The 15,591-nt window shown below is 72.1% G+C and carries 13 protein-coding genes and 1 pseudogene; 7 read left to right on the top strand and 7 right to left on the bottom strand.

The features are described 5' to 3' along the window. Positions 1–9: 9 nt before the first annotated feature. Positions 10–552: an alpha/beta hydrolase gene (locus AB0J67_RS05105; protein WP_363476393.1), complete on the top strand. Its 543-nt coding sequence runs from the start codon at positions 10–12 to the stop codon at positions 550–552. A gap of 235 nt (positions 553–787) precedes the next feature. Here the strand turns inward: AB0J67_RS05105 and AB0J67_RS05100 are convergent, their stop codons facing one another. The 6 genes and pseudogenes from AB0J67_RS05100 to zwf form a co-directional block, all read right to left on the bottom strand. Then, the gene (locus tag AB0J67_RS05100) at positions 788–1,978 is read right to left on the bottom strand and encodes an MFS transporter (RefSeq protein ID WP_363476390.1); all 1,191 of its coding nucleotides are present in this window, start codon (positions 1,976–1,978) and stop codon (positions 788–790) included. A 71-nt stretch (positions 1,979–2,049) separates the two neighbouring features. Next, positions 2,050–4,098 (bottom strand): annotated as a pseudogene (locus tag AB0J67_RS05095) (glycogen debranching N-terminal domain-containing protein); the annotation flags it as partial. Further along, entirely contained in the window at positions 4,098–4,466 is a 369-nt protein-coding gene (locus AB0J67_RS05090) for an SCP2 sterol-binding domain-containing protein (RefSeq protein ID WP_363476388.1), read from the bottom strand. The gene AB0J67_RS05090 and the pseudogene AB0J67_RS05095, both read right to left, overlap by 1 nt. Then, positions 4,463–6,058, bottom strand: coding sequence for a GMC family oxidoreductase (locus AB0J67_RS05085; protein WP_363476386.1), 1,596 nt, complete (start codon positions 6,056–6,058; stop codon positions 4,463–4,465). The genes AB0J67_RS05090 and AB0J67_RS05085 overlap by 4 nt, the downstream gene beginning before the upstream one ends. Beyond that, on the bottom strand, positions 6,058–7,947 hold the full coding sequence (locus AB0J67_RS05080; RefSeq protein ID WP_363476384.1) for a glycoside hydrolase family 15 protein: 1,890 nt from the start codon (positions 7,945–7,947) through the stop codon (positions 6,058–6,060). The genes AB0J67_RS05085 and AB0J67_RS05080 overlap by 1 nt, the downstream gene beginning before the upstream one ends. Continuing rightward, the gene (zwf, locus tag AB0J67_RS05075; protein WP_363476382.1) at positions 7,944–9,365 is read right to left on the bottom strand and encodes a glucose-6-phosphate dehydrogenase; all 1,422 of its coding nucleotides are present in this window, start codon (positions 9,363–9,365) and stop codon (positions 7,944–7,946) included. Before zwf ends, AB0J67_RS05080 begins: the two co-directional genes overlap by 4 nt. A gap of 180 nt (positions 9,366–9,545) precedes the next feature. Between zwf and AB0J67_RS05070 the strand changes: the two genes are divergently transcribed. Next, the gene (locus AB0J67_RS05070) at positions 9,546–10,304 is read left to right on the top strand and encodes a hypothetical protein (RefSeq protein ID WP_363476380.1); all 759 of its coding nucleotides are present in this window, start codon (positions 9,546–9,548) and stop codon (positions 10,302–10,304) included. Here AB0J67_RS05070 and AB0J67_RS05065 read toward each other — a convergent pair. After that, positions 10,301–10,687 carry a DUF2267 domain-containing protein gene (locus AB0J67_RS05065; RefSeq protein ID WP_363476379.1) on the bottom strand — a complete coding sequence of 129 codons (387 nt, stop codon included), beginning with the start codon at positions 10,685–10,687 and terminating at the stop codon, positions 10,301–10,303. The genes AB0J67_RS05070 and AB0J67_RS05065 overlap by 4 nt on opposite strands. 266 nt (positions 10,688–10,953) lie before the next feature. Between AB0J67_RS05065 and AB0J67_RS05060 the strand changes: the two genes are divergently transcribed. Genes AB0J67_RS05060 through AB0J67_RS05040 form a run of 5 tightly spaced genes read left to right on the top strand, consistent with a single transcriptional unit; the run spans position 10,954 to position 15,561 of the window. Then, positions 10,954–11,484 (top strand): (2Fe-2S)-binding protein, encoded by a 531-nt coding sequence (locus AB0J67_RS05060; RefSeq protein ID WP_363476378.1) that lies wholly within the window; start codon positions 10,954–10,956, stop codon positions 11,482–11,484. Beyond that, complete coding sequence (locus AB0J67_RS05055; protein WP_363476376.1) at positions 11,484–12,476, top strand: xanthine dehydrogenase family protein subunit M; 993 nt, start codon at positions 11,484–11,486, stop codon at positions 12,474–12,476. Before AB0J67_RS05060 ends, AB0J67_RS05055 begins: the two co-directional genes overlap by 1 nt. Then, positions 12,473–14,689, top strand: a complete 2,217-nt coding sequence (locus AB0J67_RS05050; RefSeq protein ID WP_363476374.1) for a xanthine dehydrogenase family protein molybdopterin-binding subunit — start codon at positions 12,473–12,475, stop codon at positions 14,687–14,689. The genes AB0J67_RS05055 and AB0J67_RS05050 overlap by 4 nt, the downstream gene beginning before the upstream one ends. A 51-nt stretch (positions 14,690–14,740) precedes the next feature. Then, on the top strand, positions 14,741–15,049 hold the full coding sequence (locus AB0J67_RS05045) for a DUF6582 domain-containing protein (protein ID WP_363476372.1): 309 nt from the start codon (positions 14,741–14,743) through the stop codon (positions 15,047–15,049). 53 nt (positions 15,050–15,102) lie between these two features. Then, positions 15,103–15,561 carry a hypothetical protein gene (locus AB0J67_RS05040; protein ID WP_363476370.1) on the top strand — a complete coding sequence of 153 codons (459 nt, stop codon included), beginning with the start codon at positions 15,103–15,105 and terminating at the stop codon, positions 15,559–15,561. Positions 15,562–15,591 lie beyond the last annotated feature (30 nt).

Raw genomic sequence — 15,591 nt, 5'->3', positions numbered from 1 at the left:
CGGGCCGGGGTGGCATCATCGAGTGTGGTGAGTAGGTATGTGCTGGTTCCGGGGCGTGGGGTGCCGCGTGCGGAGCATTGGATGAACCTGTTGGCGGCGGCGCATCCGGAGTATCGGTGGGCGCCGGAGCCGCCTGGTCTGCCGCTGGTGCTGGGCGAGCGGGTGGCGGCGCTGGACCGGGTGGTCAACGAGGATGATGAGCCTGCGGTGCTGGTCGCGCACAGCGCGGGTTGTCTGGCGACGGTGGTGTGGGCGGCGCGGCATCGCGGGCCGGTGCGGGCGGCGTTGCTGGTGACTCCGCCGTGGGTGGCCGGGGATGTGTATCGGGACGGCGCGGGGGTGGCGTGGCCGGTGCCGCGGGGCAGGTTGCCGTTCCGGGCGGTGGTGGTGGCCAGCCGTAGTGATCCGTACTGCTGGTTCGACGACTTCGTGCGCTATGCCGAGGACTGGGGTGCGGAGTTGTTCGATGCGGGTGATGTGGGGCATCTGGATACGGCGACGGGGTTCGGTCCGTGGCCCGAGGGGGAGCGGCTGATCCGCGAGCTGGGCTGAGGCCGGGCGCGGCGGCTGCGGTCGGTCGGTCGGTGCGGCAGTTCGGACAGTACGACGCGGAGGGTGTCGGCGGCGTCGGTTTCGGCGTGGGTGCGGCGCGTGCGGCTTCTCCCCAGACGTCCGGTGTGTGGGCCATCGCTCCATGATGCCTGCGTCGAGCGGAGGGCGGGCGTCGCGAGTGCCGGGTCCGGAACGCCGGCAGCCGGTTGCCGCGGGGGTTCGGGGCCGGTGGGGGTCAGGGGCGTGGGTGCAGGTGGTCCGGTGCGGGGCGGCGGTGGGCGACGGCGAAGGACAGCAGGCCCATGAGCAGGGCGACGGCGGCGCCGATGGTGTAGAGGCGGGAGATCGGCATGCCGGCGCCGATGAGGGGTCCGGCGCCGAAGGCGGCGATGCCGTAGCCGAGCTGGTAGAAGGCGATGACGCCGCCGGCGACGGCGGTGCTGTAGGCGGCGAGTTCGTGCTGTCCGAAGCTGATGGTGAGGGGGAGCAGGGCGGAGCAGCACAGTCCTGCGGCGCCGAAGGCGAGCACGCCCTGGGCGCCGGCGCCGGCGGGTAGGGCGGCGATGATCGCGAAGACGCCGGCGAGGGCGAAGGGCAGCAGGTGGTAGGTGGTGCGGGCGGGTAGCCAGCGGGTGATGGCGGCGAACAGGAGCCGGCCGGCGGTGACCATGGCCCAGAAGGCGGTGAGGGCGAGGGCGGCCTGGGTGGTGGTGGCGCCGAGGCCGCGGGTCATGTCGAGTTGGGCCCAGTTGCCGTTGACGGTTTCGCAGATGCCGTAGAGCAGGGCGAAGGCTGCGTACACCCAGTAGCGGGCGGGCAGGCCGTGGCTGGTGGTGGCGGCGGTGGGGGTGTCGGCGTGCAGGGGCAGGCGGAGGCTGACGGCGAGCAGTGCGGCGAGCAGGAAGGTGGACAGGACGGGTAGTCCCCACCAGTAGCCGAGGCCGACGAACAGGGCGACGAAGACGGGGGCGAGGGCGGTGCCGAGGCCGAGCAGGGCGTTGAGGATGAGGACGGCTTTGTCGACGTTGCCGGGGTGGAAGGCGGCGGCGAGGGTGTTGAGGGTGGGGACGGTGAGGCCGAACCCGGCGCCGAGGAAGGCGGTGGCGGCGAGCAGCAGCGGGTAGGCGGCGGGTTGGTGCTGGACGGCGGCGCTGGCCAGCAGCAGGAGCATGGAGAGCAGAGAGCAGGTGAGGCCGGTGAGGTAGAGGGGTCGGGTGCCGTGGCGGCGGGCGAGGCCGGCGCCGGCGAGGGAGGCGGCGATGGCGGTGATGACCTGTGGGGCGAACATGGCGCCGTACTGGGCGCTGGTGAGGTCGTAGTGGTCGGGGTCGGTGAGGATGGTGCTGGCGGCGGGGATGGTGACCAGGACGATGCCCTGGATGACGCCGGCGACGTTGACGGCGGCGGTCTCGGCGCGGGTGGTCATCGGTCTTCGCGGCGGGTGACGAGGTTTTCCAGGGGTGAGAGCTGGGGTCGGAGTTTGCGGCGGTCTTCGGCGCGGACCTGGAAGCGGCCGCGGCCGTAGGCGTCGCGGCGGCCCCAGCGGCCGGGGACGTCGAGCAGGGCGAGGTGGCCGATGCCCATGGGCAGGGCGGGGTCGACGACGAGGTGGTTGCCGACGGCTTGCAGGCCGAGCATGGTGCCGAGCAGCAGCAGTGGGGCGCCGGTGGACCAGGCTTGGGGGCTGCAGGCGGTGGGGTAGGGGACGGGGTATTTGGTGACGGCGCGTTCGTAGCCGCAGAAGGCTTCGGGTAGGCGGCCGTTGAAGTATTCGGCGGCGTCGAGGATGCCGGCGGCGACGCGGGCGGCTTCTTTCTTGTAGCCGTAGCGGCGCAGGCCCCAGGCGATGAAGGAGTTGTCGAAGGGCCAGACGGTGCCGACGTGGTAGCCGACGGGGTTGTAGCGGGCTTCGCCTTCGGCGAGGGTGCGGATGCCCCAGCCGGAGTAGAGGCGGGGGCCGAGGAGGTGGTCGACGAGGTGTTTGGCGCGGGTGCGTTCGACGATGCCGCTCCAGAGCAGGTGGCCGATGTTGGAGCCGAGGGCGTCGACTTTGTTGCCGTCGGCGTCGAGGGCCAGGGCGTAGTACTTGCCGTCGTCGAGCCAGTAGTCGCGGTTGAAGCGGCGTTTGAGGTCGGCGGCCTGTTTTTCGAGCTTCTCGGCCCAGGAGGGGTCTTTGAAGACGTCGCGGGCCAGGCGGGCGGTGCGCATCTTGGCGTCGTAGGCGTAGCCCTGTAGTTCGCAGGTGGCGCGGGGGAAGCCGGGCAGGCGGCCGTCGCGGTAGGAGATGGAGTCCCAGGAGTCCTTCCAGCACTGGTTTTCCAGGCCGGTGTCGGGGTTGCGGGTCTCGTACCAGATGTAGCCGTCGCCGCGCAGGTCGGCGTACTGGTCGATCCAGTTGATGGCGGCGCGGGCCTCGAATTCGAGGTCGGCGACCAGGCGCATGTCGCCGGTCCAGCGTTCGTACTCGTCGAGCAGGATGAGGAACAGGGGGGTGGAGTCGGCGGAGCCGTAGTAGGGGGAGTGGGGTCGTTCTTCGAAGGCGGTGAGTTCGCCGTAGCGCATCTCGTGGAGGATCTTGCCGGGGTCTTCGTCGCGGAAGTCGTCGAGGCGGCTGCCCTGGCGGGTGCCGAGTTCGGCGAGGGTGGTGGCGGCCAGGGCGGGGACGAACGGCAGGGCCTGCAGGCTGGTGAGGATGCTGTCGCGGCCGAACATGGTCATGAACCAGGGCAGGCCGGCGGCGGGCAGGGAGCGTTTGCCGGCGGTCATCGGGGCGAAGCGCAGTGCGGCGAGGTCGGTGAGGCTGCGGCGGTAGGTGTGTTTGAGGGGTTCCCAGTCGCATTCGAGTTTGGGGGCTTCCTCGAGCCAGCGCTGGAGTTCGGCTTCCATGTCGCGGCGGGTGTGCTGGTCGTCTTCGTCGCTGGTGACGCGGCGGTGGGCGGCCTGGTTGGCGGCCCAGCCCCATAGTGAGGTCTCGACCTGGACCTCGGTGGTCCAGCTGGTGTGGGCGTCGAGGTGGACGGTGAAGGTGATGCCGTCGTCGTCGAAGTCGGCGGGGGTGCTGGTGGAGATGAGGGTTTCGCGGCGGTAGGTGTCGCGTTCGTAGCCGAGCAGGAGCCGGTTGTCGACGCGGGTGTAGTACTTGCCTTTCTTCTTGAGGTGGTCTTTGACTTCGAACAGGTCGGCGAAGTCGGCGCCGGCGTCGATGCGTACGGTGAGGTCGACGGGGTTGTCGGCGTGGTTGAGGATGGTGAGGTGTTCGCGGAAGCCGTCGACGACGGCGCGTTGGCGGATGACGGAGTAGTTGGCGTCGACGTAGACGGTGCCGGTGCCGGGGACGAGGAAGAACCGGGTTTCGAAGTAGTGCAGGTCATCGGTGGACAGGGGCCGTAGCCGGCTGCCGTTGACGGTGAGGATCCACCGGGACAGGTAGCGGGTGTCCCAGGAGAACAGGCCGTTGGGTTCGGTGGGTGAGGCTTCGATGTCGCCTGCGGTGTCGCTGACGACGAAGGTGTTGCCGTCCAGGGTGCTGACGGTCGGGGCTGGGATCATTTGGTGTGCCTCCGGCCGGTGTGTTCGGGCAGCGGCGGGCGTCCGGGGAACAGCCGCTGCAGCATGGTGATGAGGTGCAGGTCGCCGTCGACGTCGACCTGGCCGCGCAGGACGGCGGCCATGGTGTTGACGGTTCCGGTGACCATGCCGTCGAACAGTTTCTTGTCGACTTTGACGATGCAGTCGGCGGGTTCGCCGCCGCGGCTGACGTCGACGTGGCCGCGTGCGATGGCCACGCGCCAGTGTTCGGTGCGGCCGTGGTTGCCGAGGTCGAAGCGGATGGTGCCGGTGACGGCGCCGAGCAGCGGGTAGCGGCCGTGCTCGGCGAGGCCGGTGAAGTAGTCGGTGGCCGGGTCGGCGGTCATCGGCCGGCGCCCGGTGCGGTGGTCGCGGCGGCGGGGAACGTGGCGCCGAGGCGGTGCATGAGATGGTCGCCGACGCGTAGGGCGTTGGCCATGGCGGTCAGGGCCGGGTTGACGGCGCCGATGCTGGGGAAGCAGCTGGTGTCGACGACGTACAGGTTGTCGAGTTCGTGGGTTTTGCAGTTGGCGTCGAGGACGGAAGTGGCCGGGTCGGTGCCCATGCGGCAGGTGCCGGCCTGGTGGGCGACGCCGGCGATGGGGATGTCGCTTTTCATGTACGCGAACCGGTGGATGAGGTGGTCCTCGTGCAGCCGCATGGTGGACAGCATCGACTTGAGCTGGTGGTAGAGGCGTTTGGCGGCGGTGGGGTTGCTGGGTGTGTAGTCGAGGATGATGTTGCCGTCGCGGGCGAGCGACACCCGGTTGCCGGGCAGCGGCAGGTCCTCGGTGGACAGCCAGAAGTCGACGGCGTGCCGGGCGACGTCGGCCAGGGCCCAGCTCGGGGCGAGTTTCGTGGCGAGGGGTTTCTCGCCGCGGTACATGTCGGGCGCGGATTTGCCGATCATCTGGATGTTGCCCATGGGGTAGTCGAAGCCGGGGCCGCGGAAGTAGAAGTCGTTGAGGCCGAGGGTCTTCTGGAACACGGTGTCGTTGGGTTCGCGTGACAGGGCGAGCACGGCCTGCGACAGGTGGTACATGTAGTTGCGCCCGACCTGGTCGGAGCCGTTGGCAAGGCCTCGGGGGTGGCGGTCGTTGGCGGACATGAGCAGCAGTTTGGCGGAGTTGGCGGCGCCGGCGGACACGACGACGACGGAGGCGGCGTAGCGTTCCTCGTGGCCTTCGTGGTCGACGATGACCTGGGTGACGGCGGTGCCGGCGGGGTTGGTCTCCAGGCGCACGACGTGGGCGTGGGTGAGCATGGTGACGTTGGGTGCGGTGAGCGCGGGCCGCACGGCGAGGACTTCGGCGTCGGATTTGGCGTGCAGCGGGCAGGGGAAGCCGTCGCAGCGTGAGCAGCGTACGCAGATGCTGTAGGGCATGTTCTGCTCGTTGAGCCGGACCCCGACGGGGGCGTGGAACGGGTGGAACCCGGCGGTGGCGAGGTCGTCGGACAGCTGCTGGATGCGTGGTTCGTGGCGCAGCGCCGGGTAGGGGTAGGGGCCGGAGGCGGGCGGTTCGGTGGGGTCCTCGCCGCGGTTGCCGTGGACCTCGTAGAGCTGCTCGGCCATGGTGTACCAGGGCTCCATCTCCTCGTAGGAGACGGGCCAGGCCGGGGACAGGCCGTCGTGGTGCTGGATGGCGCCGAAGTCTTCGCGGCGCAGCCGGTAGAGTGCGGCGCCGTAGAGTTTGGTGGCGCCGCCGACGTAGTAGTGGACCTGCGGCTGGAACGCTTTGCCGTCGCGGTCGTACCAGGTGTCGGGGGAGATGTAGCGGTTGTCGATGAACACCTCGGCGGTGTCCCAGTTGGCGATCTCGCGGGGCAGCCAGTCGCCGCGTTCGAGCAGCAGGATGCGCTTGCCGGACGGGGCGAGGTAGCGGGCCAGGGTGCCGCCGCCGGCCCCGCTGCCGATGATGATCACGTCGTAGGCGTCCATCAGAGTTCTCCCATCCGTTCCGCGAGGATGATCGCTTCGGCGGCGCCGATGAGCGCCAGGTGCGAGAAGGCCTGGGGGAAGTTGCCGAGGTGGCGGCCGGTTTCGGCGTCGAACTCCTCGGCGTAGAGCCCCAGTGGTGACTTGATGCGCAGCAGCCGTTCCATGAGGTCGCGGGCGCGTTGCAGGTCGCCGGTCTTCGCCAGGGCCGACACGAGCCAGAACGAGCAGATCAGGAACGTGCCCTCGGCGCCGGTCTGGCCGTCGTCGGTCTGGTCGGTGCGGTAGCGCAGCACGAACCCGTTGTCGGTGAGGTCGGCGGCGATGGCGTTGACGGTCGCGATGACCCGCTTGTCGTCGGGGGGCAGGAAGTGGAACAGGACGGCGAGCAGCGTCGAGGCGTCGAGGGCGTCGGTGTCGTAGTGCTGGCGCAGCACGCCGTCGTCGGTGACGCCGTGGGCGAGGATGTCGGCGCGGATCTGCTCGGCGGTGTCGTGCCAGGCCGCGGCGCGTTGGGTGTCGCCGCGCAGGGTCGCCAGGCGGCCGGCGCGGTCGAGGGCGACCCAGCACATGAGCTTGGACGACACGTAGTGCCGGGGTGCGCCGCGGGCCTCCCAGATGCCCTGGTCGGGTTGCTGCCACACGGCGGTGGCGGCCTCGGCCTGGGACTGCACCAGCGGCCACAGCCGCCGGGGCAGGCGCTGGCTGCGGCGGGTGTGCAGCAGGATCGAGTCGAGCACGGCGCCGTAGACGTCGTTCTGGCGCTGGGAGTAGGCGGCGTTGCCGACGCGGACGGGCTGGGCGCCGGCGTAGCCGGACAGGTCGGGCAGTGCGGTCTCGGTCAGTTCGCGGCGGCCGTCGATGCCGTACATGATCTGCAGGCCGCCGTCTTCGGCCGGTTCGACGTCGGCGATGAACTGCATGAACTCCTCGGCTTCCCAGTCGAGGTCGAGCCAGTGCAGGGCGCGCAGCGTGAACGTGGAGTCGCGCATCCACGTGTAGCGGTAGTCCCAGTTGCGGGACCCGCCGGGGGTCTCCGGCAGGGACGTGGTCGGGGCGGCGACGGTCGCGCCGGTGGGGACGTAGGTCAGGCCCTTGATGGCCAGGGCGGAGCGTTGCAGCGGGTCGCGCCAGCGGTGGTCGGGGATGCGGGCCTGGGCCAGCCACAGCCGCCAGTACTGGCAGGTCGTGTCGATGGCGGCCTGGGCCTGTGCGGCGTCGGCGGGGGTGGCCAGGTCCGCGGCCCAGGACAGGGCGCAGTAGACGCGTTCGCCGGCGCGCAGCAGGTGCCGGGCGCGGGCCCGGCCGCCTTCGATGCCCATGGTCAGGTCGGTGGCCAGGCGCAGGGTGAGTCCGGCGCCGGTCGCGTCGGCGGTGTGCCGGTCGGCGCCGACCAGCTCCCAGCCGGCGGGGGTGCGGCCGTAGTCGAACGCGGGTTCGCAGATCAGCTGCACGGCGACGGCGCCTTCGATGCATTCGGCGGTGCGTACGAGCATGTGCAGGGCGTCGTTGTCGACCGGGGGGCGGGTGTGCGGGTTGACGTCGTCGTCGGGCGGCGCGGGGCCGATCACGAGCGCGTCGCGGACCAGCAGCCACCCGGACTTGGTGCGCCACGTCGTCTCCAGCGCGTTGGTGCCGGCCAGGTAGTGCCGCGAGGTGGGGTGGTCGATGTTGTCGGGGCCGAGCCGGAACGTGCCGGCCTCCCGGTCGAGCAGGCTGCCGAACACCGACGGGGCGTCGAAGCGGGGCACGCACAGCCAGTCGACGGACCCGTCCGGGGCGACCAGCGCGCCGGTGTGGCAGTCGGACAGGAACGCGTACTCCTCGATCGGCGGGAACGGTGACGGCGCGGCGGAGGACAACCGGCCCGGTCCGGCATGCCCGGTGCTCACTTGCCGCCCCCGGCCATCCGGTCGACGATCCAGGGGCCGCGCCAGCCGTGCCCGGCGACGAGCTTGTCCGCGCCGGGCGGCCCCCACGTGCCGGGCTGGTAGGACTCGATCGGTGACGGGGCGTCCAGCAGCGGCTGCATGATGCGCCAGGTCTCCTCGACGCCGTCCTGGCGGGTGAACCGGTTGGCGTCGCCGACCAGCGCGGCGTGCAGCAGCACCTCGTACGGGGTGGGGCCCTCGCCGCCCTCGGCGGCGAACTCCATGTCCATGGTGATCGGCCCGACGAAGTCGGTGTCGGCGCGTTTGGCGTTCAGGCGCAGCCGCGCGCCGGTGGTCGGGTCGAGCTTGATGACGAACTGGTCGGGTTCGGGCGTCAGGCCCGCGAACGCGGGCAGGCCCAGCCGCGGCGGCTGCTTGAACACGACCCGGAACTCGGTCTGGGTCACCGGCAGGCACTTGCCGGTGCGGATGAAGAACGGCACCCCCGACCAGCGCCAGTTGTCGATCTCCAGGCGCAGCGCGGCGTAGGTCTCGGTGGTCGAGCCGGCCTTGACGCCGGCGATGTCCTGGTAGCCGTCGTACTGGCCGCGCACGTACTGCGCCGGGTCGGCGTCGAGCACCGCCGACCACAGCGCGAACTGGGCGTTCTTGACCGCTTCGGGGTGGCGGCCGGCCGGGGGTTCCATGGCGCCGCCGGCCAGGACCTGCATCAGGTGGTTGACGACGACGTCGCGCAGCGCGCCGACCGGGTCGTAGAAGTGGCCGCGGTCGGCCACGCCGAAGTCCTCGGCCATGGTGATCTGCACGTTGTCGATGTGGTCGCGGTTCCACAGCGGTTCCAGCATCCGGTTGGCGAACCGCAGGTAGACCAGCTCCTCGGTGCCCATCTTGCCGAGGAAGTGGTCGATGCGGAACAGCTGCGGCTCGTCGAGGTACTGGTGCAGGTCGGCGGCGAGCGCCTGCGCCGAGGCCAGGTCGTGGCCGAACGGTTTCTCGACGACCACGCGCCCGCCGCGGGTCAGGCCGGCCTCGGACAGGCCCTTGATGACGGTCGCGAACAGCGACGGCGGGATCTCCAGGTACGACACGGGGGTGCGGGCGCCCTTGGCGGCGGCGGCGACGCGGCTGTAGAGGCCGTCGTCGGTGAAGTCGCCGGACACGTACGACAGCCGCGCGGCGAACCGGTCGAAGATCGCCGGGTCGAGCTGCTCGCCGGTGCCCTCGATGCAGGCCTTGGCGTGTTCGCGCAGCTTGTCGACGGTCCAGTCGTCGGCGGCGACGCCGATGATGGGGCAGTCGAGCAGGCCGCGGCGTTCCAGCCGGTACAGCGACCGGAACGTCATGACCTTGGCGAGGTCGCCGGTGATGCCGAAGACGATGAACACGTCCGCGGGCGCGGGCGCGGCGGGTGCGGTCATGGCGTGCTCCCGGTCGACGTGGTGGACGCGTGCGGCGGCGCGCCGGCACCGGCCGCGGCCACGTGCGGGGTGGGGTCGCTGCGCTCGCTCACGCCGCTCATCCTTCCAATATCAGGACGTATGCGTAGGTGTTACGGCTGAATGCGCATACCGGCCGCGGTGGGCTGCGACGATGGCAGCGTGGTCCGCCTGCAGCCGCTCACCCTCGCGCTGGTCCTGACCGCGGGCCTGTACGCGGGTCCCGCACCCGCCGCCCCGGCCGCCGTGCCCACCCCCGCGCCGACCCCGGCGCCGTCGCCGCTGCCGCTGGGCGACCAGCCGGTGCGCCTGGACCCGGCCGAATTCACCGCGCGCGTCGCCAACCCGTACCTGCCGCTGGCGGCCGGGTCGCGGTGGAGCTACAGCACCCCGGGCATCGACGGGGACGTGCGCACCGAGGTCACCGCCGGCACCGGCACGCAGCGCATCGCCGACATCGACACCGTGCCCGTCCGGTCGGTCACCACCGACGCCGGCGGCTCCGTGATCCGCGACGCCACCCGCTGGTACGCCCAGGACGGCGCCGGCAACGTGTGGCTGTTCGGCGAGAGCGGCCGCGACTACATCGAGGGCACCCTCACCGGCACCGACGGGTGGCAGGCGGGCCGCGACGGCGCGCAGCCCGGCATCGCCATGCCCGCCCGGCCGGTCGGCGGCCAGCGGTGGCGGATCGCGTACAGCCGCGGCCGGGCCGAGGACCAGGCGCAGGTGGTGGGGACCGGCGGGCGGGTCAGCGTGCCCGCGGGCGCCTACGGCGACGTCGTCACCGTCGAGGAGACCTCGCGGCTGCGCCGGGGCGTGCGGATCCACCGCTCGTACGCGCCCGGCGTGGGCCTGGTGCGCTCGGAGAGCCCCGGGGCCGCCGACCGCACCAGGCTGGTGGCGTACCGGTCGGGCTAGGCCGCGGCCCGCGCCCGGGCCATCGCCCCGAACTCGTTGGGCAGCTGCTGCATCACATGGTCGAACGCCTCGTCGCCCATGTCCTCACGCAGCGCGGTCAGCACCGCGCGCACCCCCGACGCGGTGTCGCGGTCGTTGAGGCCGGTCCGTTCACGCACCCGGCGCAGCAGCTCCGGCAGCCCGAAGCACTCGATGCGGCCGCGCCCGTCGCTGCCGACCGCGTCGCGCAGCCCCTCGTGCAGGTGCGTGACCAGGTAGCGGTTCTCGCCGTTGCTCAGCCGGCTGCCCAGGCATTCCAGCGTGGCGCGGGTGGCGTCGGCCGCCTCCTCCACGGTCAGCCCCGACAGCTCGGCGACCTTGCGGAAGAACTGCTTGTCCCCCATACGTTCCCTCCCGTACTCGGTTACACGGTCGGGGGTGATCAAAGACCACCCTAAAGCCACATGCCCCCCAAACCATCCCGTACACCACTTCAACCGCGCCGATCAGCCGATCATGACCTGGGCCGCGCCCGGCGACCCGCTGCGTATTCGGCCGAACGCCGGATGCGCGCCGCCGGCCGATGGCATCCTGAGATGTCCCAATCTATGTGCCGGTCGCCTGAAGGGCAGACGGTTCGCGGCGACCGGGCCGCGGCCGGAGGCGCCCGATGAAAACCACCCGAACGACCGCACGCGCCCCATCGGCGCAGGATCAGTACGTCGTCGACATCCTCACCGTCGTCAACGGCACCCCGCACCAGTGGCGCGTCGACACCCGCACCACCCTGCTGGAGGCGCTGCGCGACACCGCCGGGCTCACCGGCACCAAACGCGGCTGCGACCAGGGCGCCTGCGGCGCGTGCACGGTGCACGTCGACGGCAACCGGGTGCTGGCCTGCCTCATGCTGGCCGCGCAGGTCGACGGCCGCAGCGTCACCACCGTCGAAGGGCTCGCCGGCGAGCTCGGCCCGCACCCGCTGCAGGAGGCGTTCCTGCGCCACGACGCGTTCCAGTGCGGGTTCTGCACCCCGGGCCAGCTGATGTCCGCGGCGTGCCTGCTGCGCGAGGGACGCGCCGGCGACGACGCCGACATCCGCGAGTACATGGCGGGCAACCTGTGCCGGTGCGGGGCGTACGACAACATCGTCGCCGCGATCCGCGAGGTCGCCGCGCATGAGCGTGCCGAGGACGGTGCCTGATGCGCGCCTTCGTCTACGACCGGCCCACCGACGTCGAGCAGGCCGTCGCCGCGGTCGCGGCCGACCCGCAGGCGGCGTTCCTGGCCGGGGGCACCACCCAGCTCGACCTGATGAAGGACGGCGTGTGGACCCCGGACCGGCTGGTCGACATCACCCGGCTGCCGCTGCGCGGCATCATGGTCGACGGCCAGCTCATGCGCGTCGGCGCGCTCACCAGCATGGAGGAGCTCGCCGCCGAGCCCGCCGTCGCCGACCGGCTGCTGATGGTGCGCGAGGCGCTGCTGGCCGGGGCGTCGACGCAGCTGCGCAACATGGCCACCATCGGCGGGAACCTGCTGCAGCGCACCCGCTGCCGCTACTTCCGCGACCCGACGGTGAGCGCCTGCAACCGGCGCAGCCCCGACTCCGGCTGCGCCGCCGTCGACAACCACGCCCGGATGCACGCCATCCTCGGCGTCGACGAGCGCTGCGTGGCCCTGCACGCCTCCGACGTGGCCGTGCCGCTGGTCGCCGTCGACGCGCAGGCGCTGGTCGTCGGCCCGCAGGGGCAGCGGCACGTGCCGCTGACCGAGCTCTGGGTCCGCGCCGACGAGGGCCCGTCGATCGAGCACGTGCTCGGCCACGGCGAGCTGATCACCGCCGTGGACGTGCCGCTGCTGCCCGCCGGGTGGCGCTCGGGCTACCTGAAGGTCCGCGACCGGGCGTCGTACGAGTTCGTGCTGGTGTCGGCCGCGGTGGCGGTGCTCATGGACGGCGACCTGATCGCCGACCTGCGCATCGCGCTCGGTGGCGTCGGGTCCGTGCCGTGGCGCGCCCGGCAGGCCGAACAGATGCTGCGCGGCACCCACGTCGACCCCGTCCGGTTCGAGCAGGCCGGCCGCGCCACCGTCGCCGGGGCGTACACGCTGCCCGGCACCGCGTTCAAGGTCGACCTGGCGGTGGCGACGCTGACCAGGCAACTGCTCGCGATGACCACGGAGGCCACCCCATGACCGCCACACAGTCCAGGCCCGCGGCACCCCGCGAATGGGTGGGGCAGGGCATCGACCGGGTCGACGGCCCGCACAAGGTCACCGGCACCGCGCCGTACTCCGGCGACGTGACCCTGCCCGGGATGCTGCACGCCGTCGTCGTCACCGCCACCATCGCCGCCGGTACCGTCACCAAGGTCGACACCAGCGCCCTGCTGACCCTGCCCGGGGTGCGGGCCGTGTTCACGCACGAGAACTTCCCGCGGCTCAATGCCGGGCCCCAGGTCGCGTTCGGGGAGGCGCCGCCCGCGCCGCTGCAGGACGGCCGGGTCGCCTTCCACGGCCAGGAGGTCGCCCTCGTCGTCGCCGACACGATCCAGCAGGCCGTCGAAGCCGCCCGGCTCATCGAGATCACCTACGCGCCCGAGGCGGCGCTGCTCGACCCCGCCGACGGCAGCCCCGAGCCGCTGCCGTACCTGCCCGACACGCACCGCGGCGACACCGAGGCCGGCTGGGCGCAGGCCGACGTGCGCGTCGGCGCCACCTACACCACCGCCGAGAACGTCAACAACCCGCTCGGGCTGATGGGCGCCGTCGCCGCGTGGGACGGCGACCACCTCGAGTTCCACGACTCCACCCAGTGGCCCGTCAACGTCCGCAAGACCCTGGCCGCGATGTTCGGGGTGCCCGAGTCGGGCGTGCGCGTGCACGCGCCGTACCTGGGCGGCGGGTTCGGCGCCGGGCTCATCCCGTGGCCGTACAAGATGCTCGCCGCGGGCGCCGCCCGTGCCCTGCGCCGGCCGGTCAAGCTGATGCTGACCCGGCCGCAGATGTTCAAGCTCGTCGGGCACCGCCCCGACACCGAACACCAGGTGCGCCTCGCGGCGCGCCGCGACGGCACGCTCACCGCGATCGAGCACCGGGCCACGAGCCTGGCCTCGCTCGACAAGCCCGCGCTGGGCCTGCTCACCTCCGCGACCGGGCAGGTGTACACGTGCCCGAACGTCGCCACCGTCGAACGCACCGTGCGGCTCAACCGCCGCTACCCGTCGGCGATGCGCGGCCCCGGCGAGGCCGAGGGCAACTGGGCGATCGAGACCGCGATGGACGAGCTCGCCTATGAGCTCGGCATGGACCCGCTCGCACTGCGGCTGCGCAACATCGCCGCCGACGTGCACCCCGGCAGCGGCCTGCCCTGGTCCAGCAACGCCCTGGTCGAGTGCTGCCGGGTCGGCGCGGAGGTGTTCGGCTGGTCGCGGCGCGACCCGGCGCCGTCGTCGACGCGCGACGGGCGCCTACTCGTCGGCTGGGGCATGGCGACCGCGTTCTACGGCGCCTACCTGCCCCAGTCCACCGCCCGGATCACCGTGTACGCCGACGGCACCGCCGCCGTGCGCACCGCCGGCACCGACATCGGCACCGGCACGTACACGGTGCTCACGCAGCTGGCCGCGGACCTGCTCGGGCTGGCGCCCCGGCAGGTGGACCTGCAGCTGGGCGACAGCGACCTGCCCGACGCCGCCCAGTCCGGCGGCTCTGGCCTGGCCTCGTCGCTGTCGGCGGCGCTGACCGACGCCGCGGCGAACCTGCGCCGCAGCCTGCTGGACCTGGCCAGCCCCGACTCGCCGCTGGCCGGCGCCGAGGCGGGCGAGGTCACCTGCCGCGACGGCGGCCTGTGCCGCGCAGCCGACCCGTCGGCGCGGGCCTCGTTCGCCGACCTGCTCGCCGGGCGGGAGCTGACCCAGCTGTCGGCCGAGGGCCAGACCCGGCTGCCCGACGCGGCCGAGGCCGGCATGCACCAGGCCGGCGGGTTCGGCGCCCGCTACGTCGAGGTCGCCATCGACCCGGCGATCGGGCGGCTGCGGGTGCGGCGCATCGTCACCGTCACCGACTGCGGCCGCGTGCTCAACCCGAAACTGGCCCGCAGCCAGATCATCGGCGGCACCGTCGGCGGCATCGGCATGGCCCTGTTCGAGGAGACGGTGACCGACCCCGACACCGGCCGGGTCGCCAACGGCACGTTCGGCGACTACCTGATCGCCTCGTGCGCGGACGTGCCCGACATCGAGGTGCTGTTCGCGGGCGGGCCGGACCGGTTCAGCCCGGCCGGCACCAAGGGCGCGGGGGAGATCGGCCTGGTCGGCATCCCGGCCGCGATCGGCAACGCCGTGTTCCACGCCACCGGCCGCCGCCTGCGCTCCCTGCCCATCACCATCGACCAGCTCATGATGTGACCGCCGCACGGCGGCGTTTGCGCCCGGCGCGCCGGCGGGTACGAATCGGGCATGACGACCAAGACGAAGACCACCTGGCGGCCGTACGAGGTCGAGGGCGAGCTGAGCACGGCCGAGAAGAACCGGCTGCCCGAGCACGTGTTCGCGTTCGCCGGCAAGCGCAAGCTGCCGCTGACCGACGCCGAGCACGTGCGCAACGCGCTGGCCCGCTTCGACCAGGTCAAGGACGTCAACGACGCCGAGCGCGACGTCGCGTTCGCGAACCTGCTCGCCGCGGCCAAGCACTACGACGTCGAGGTCGCCGAGACGAGCTGGCACCAGCTGGGCCGCCGCCCGCACACCGACAACCCCGCGCACTAGCCCGCCCGGCGGCGGCGCGGTCACGGCTTGAGCGGCTCTGGCAGGATCGGCGCATGCAGCCGATCCCCCCGGGCGCCATCGTCCCGTTCGCCGCGTACCCGGTGCCGATCACGCCGCCGGAGGGCTGCGGCGTGCTCGTGTTCAGTGTCAACCGCGGCCCCTACCTGGTGTCGGCGGCCTCGACGTCACGGTTGAAGATCGACGGCCGGGAGGTGCCGTTCGGCGGGGAGGGCACCTACTATGTGGCGCTGCCGCCCGGGCCGCACGAGGCGAAGCTGACCGACCCCTTCGGCTTCCCGATGATCAAGACCGCGCTGACCGTGCACCCCGGCCTGGCGCACCTGCTGTCGTTCCGCTTCGGCGGCTGGCGCAACCGGGTCTTCGACGGACACGGCACCGACGTCACCACGTTCGGCATGTGGTCCAACTACCTCATCCTGCTGATCACGGCGGGCGCGTCCGTACTCGTCTGCGGCGGCGCGCTGTTCCTGGCCGCGGCCCTGTCGGTCTGACCTACGGTGGCCCGCGCGCCGAGGGCCCCC

Origin of the sequence: Catellatospora sp. NPDC049609, assembly GCF_040675365.1 — a bacterium.
Taxonomy (GTDB): Bacteria; Actinomycetota; Actinomycetes; order Mycobacteriales; family Micromonosporaceae; genus Catellatospora.
Note: the sequence above shows the minus strand (reverse complement) of the source record. Positions and strands in the feature narration are given on the sequence as shown.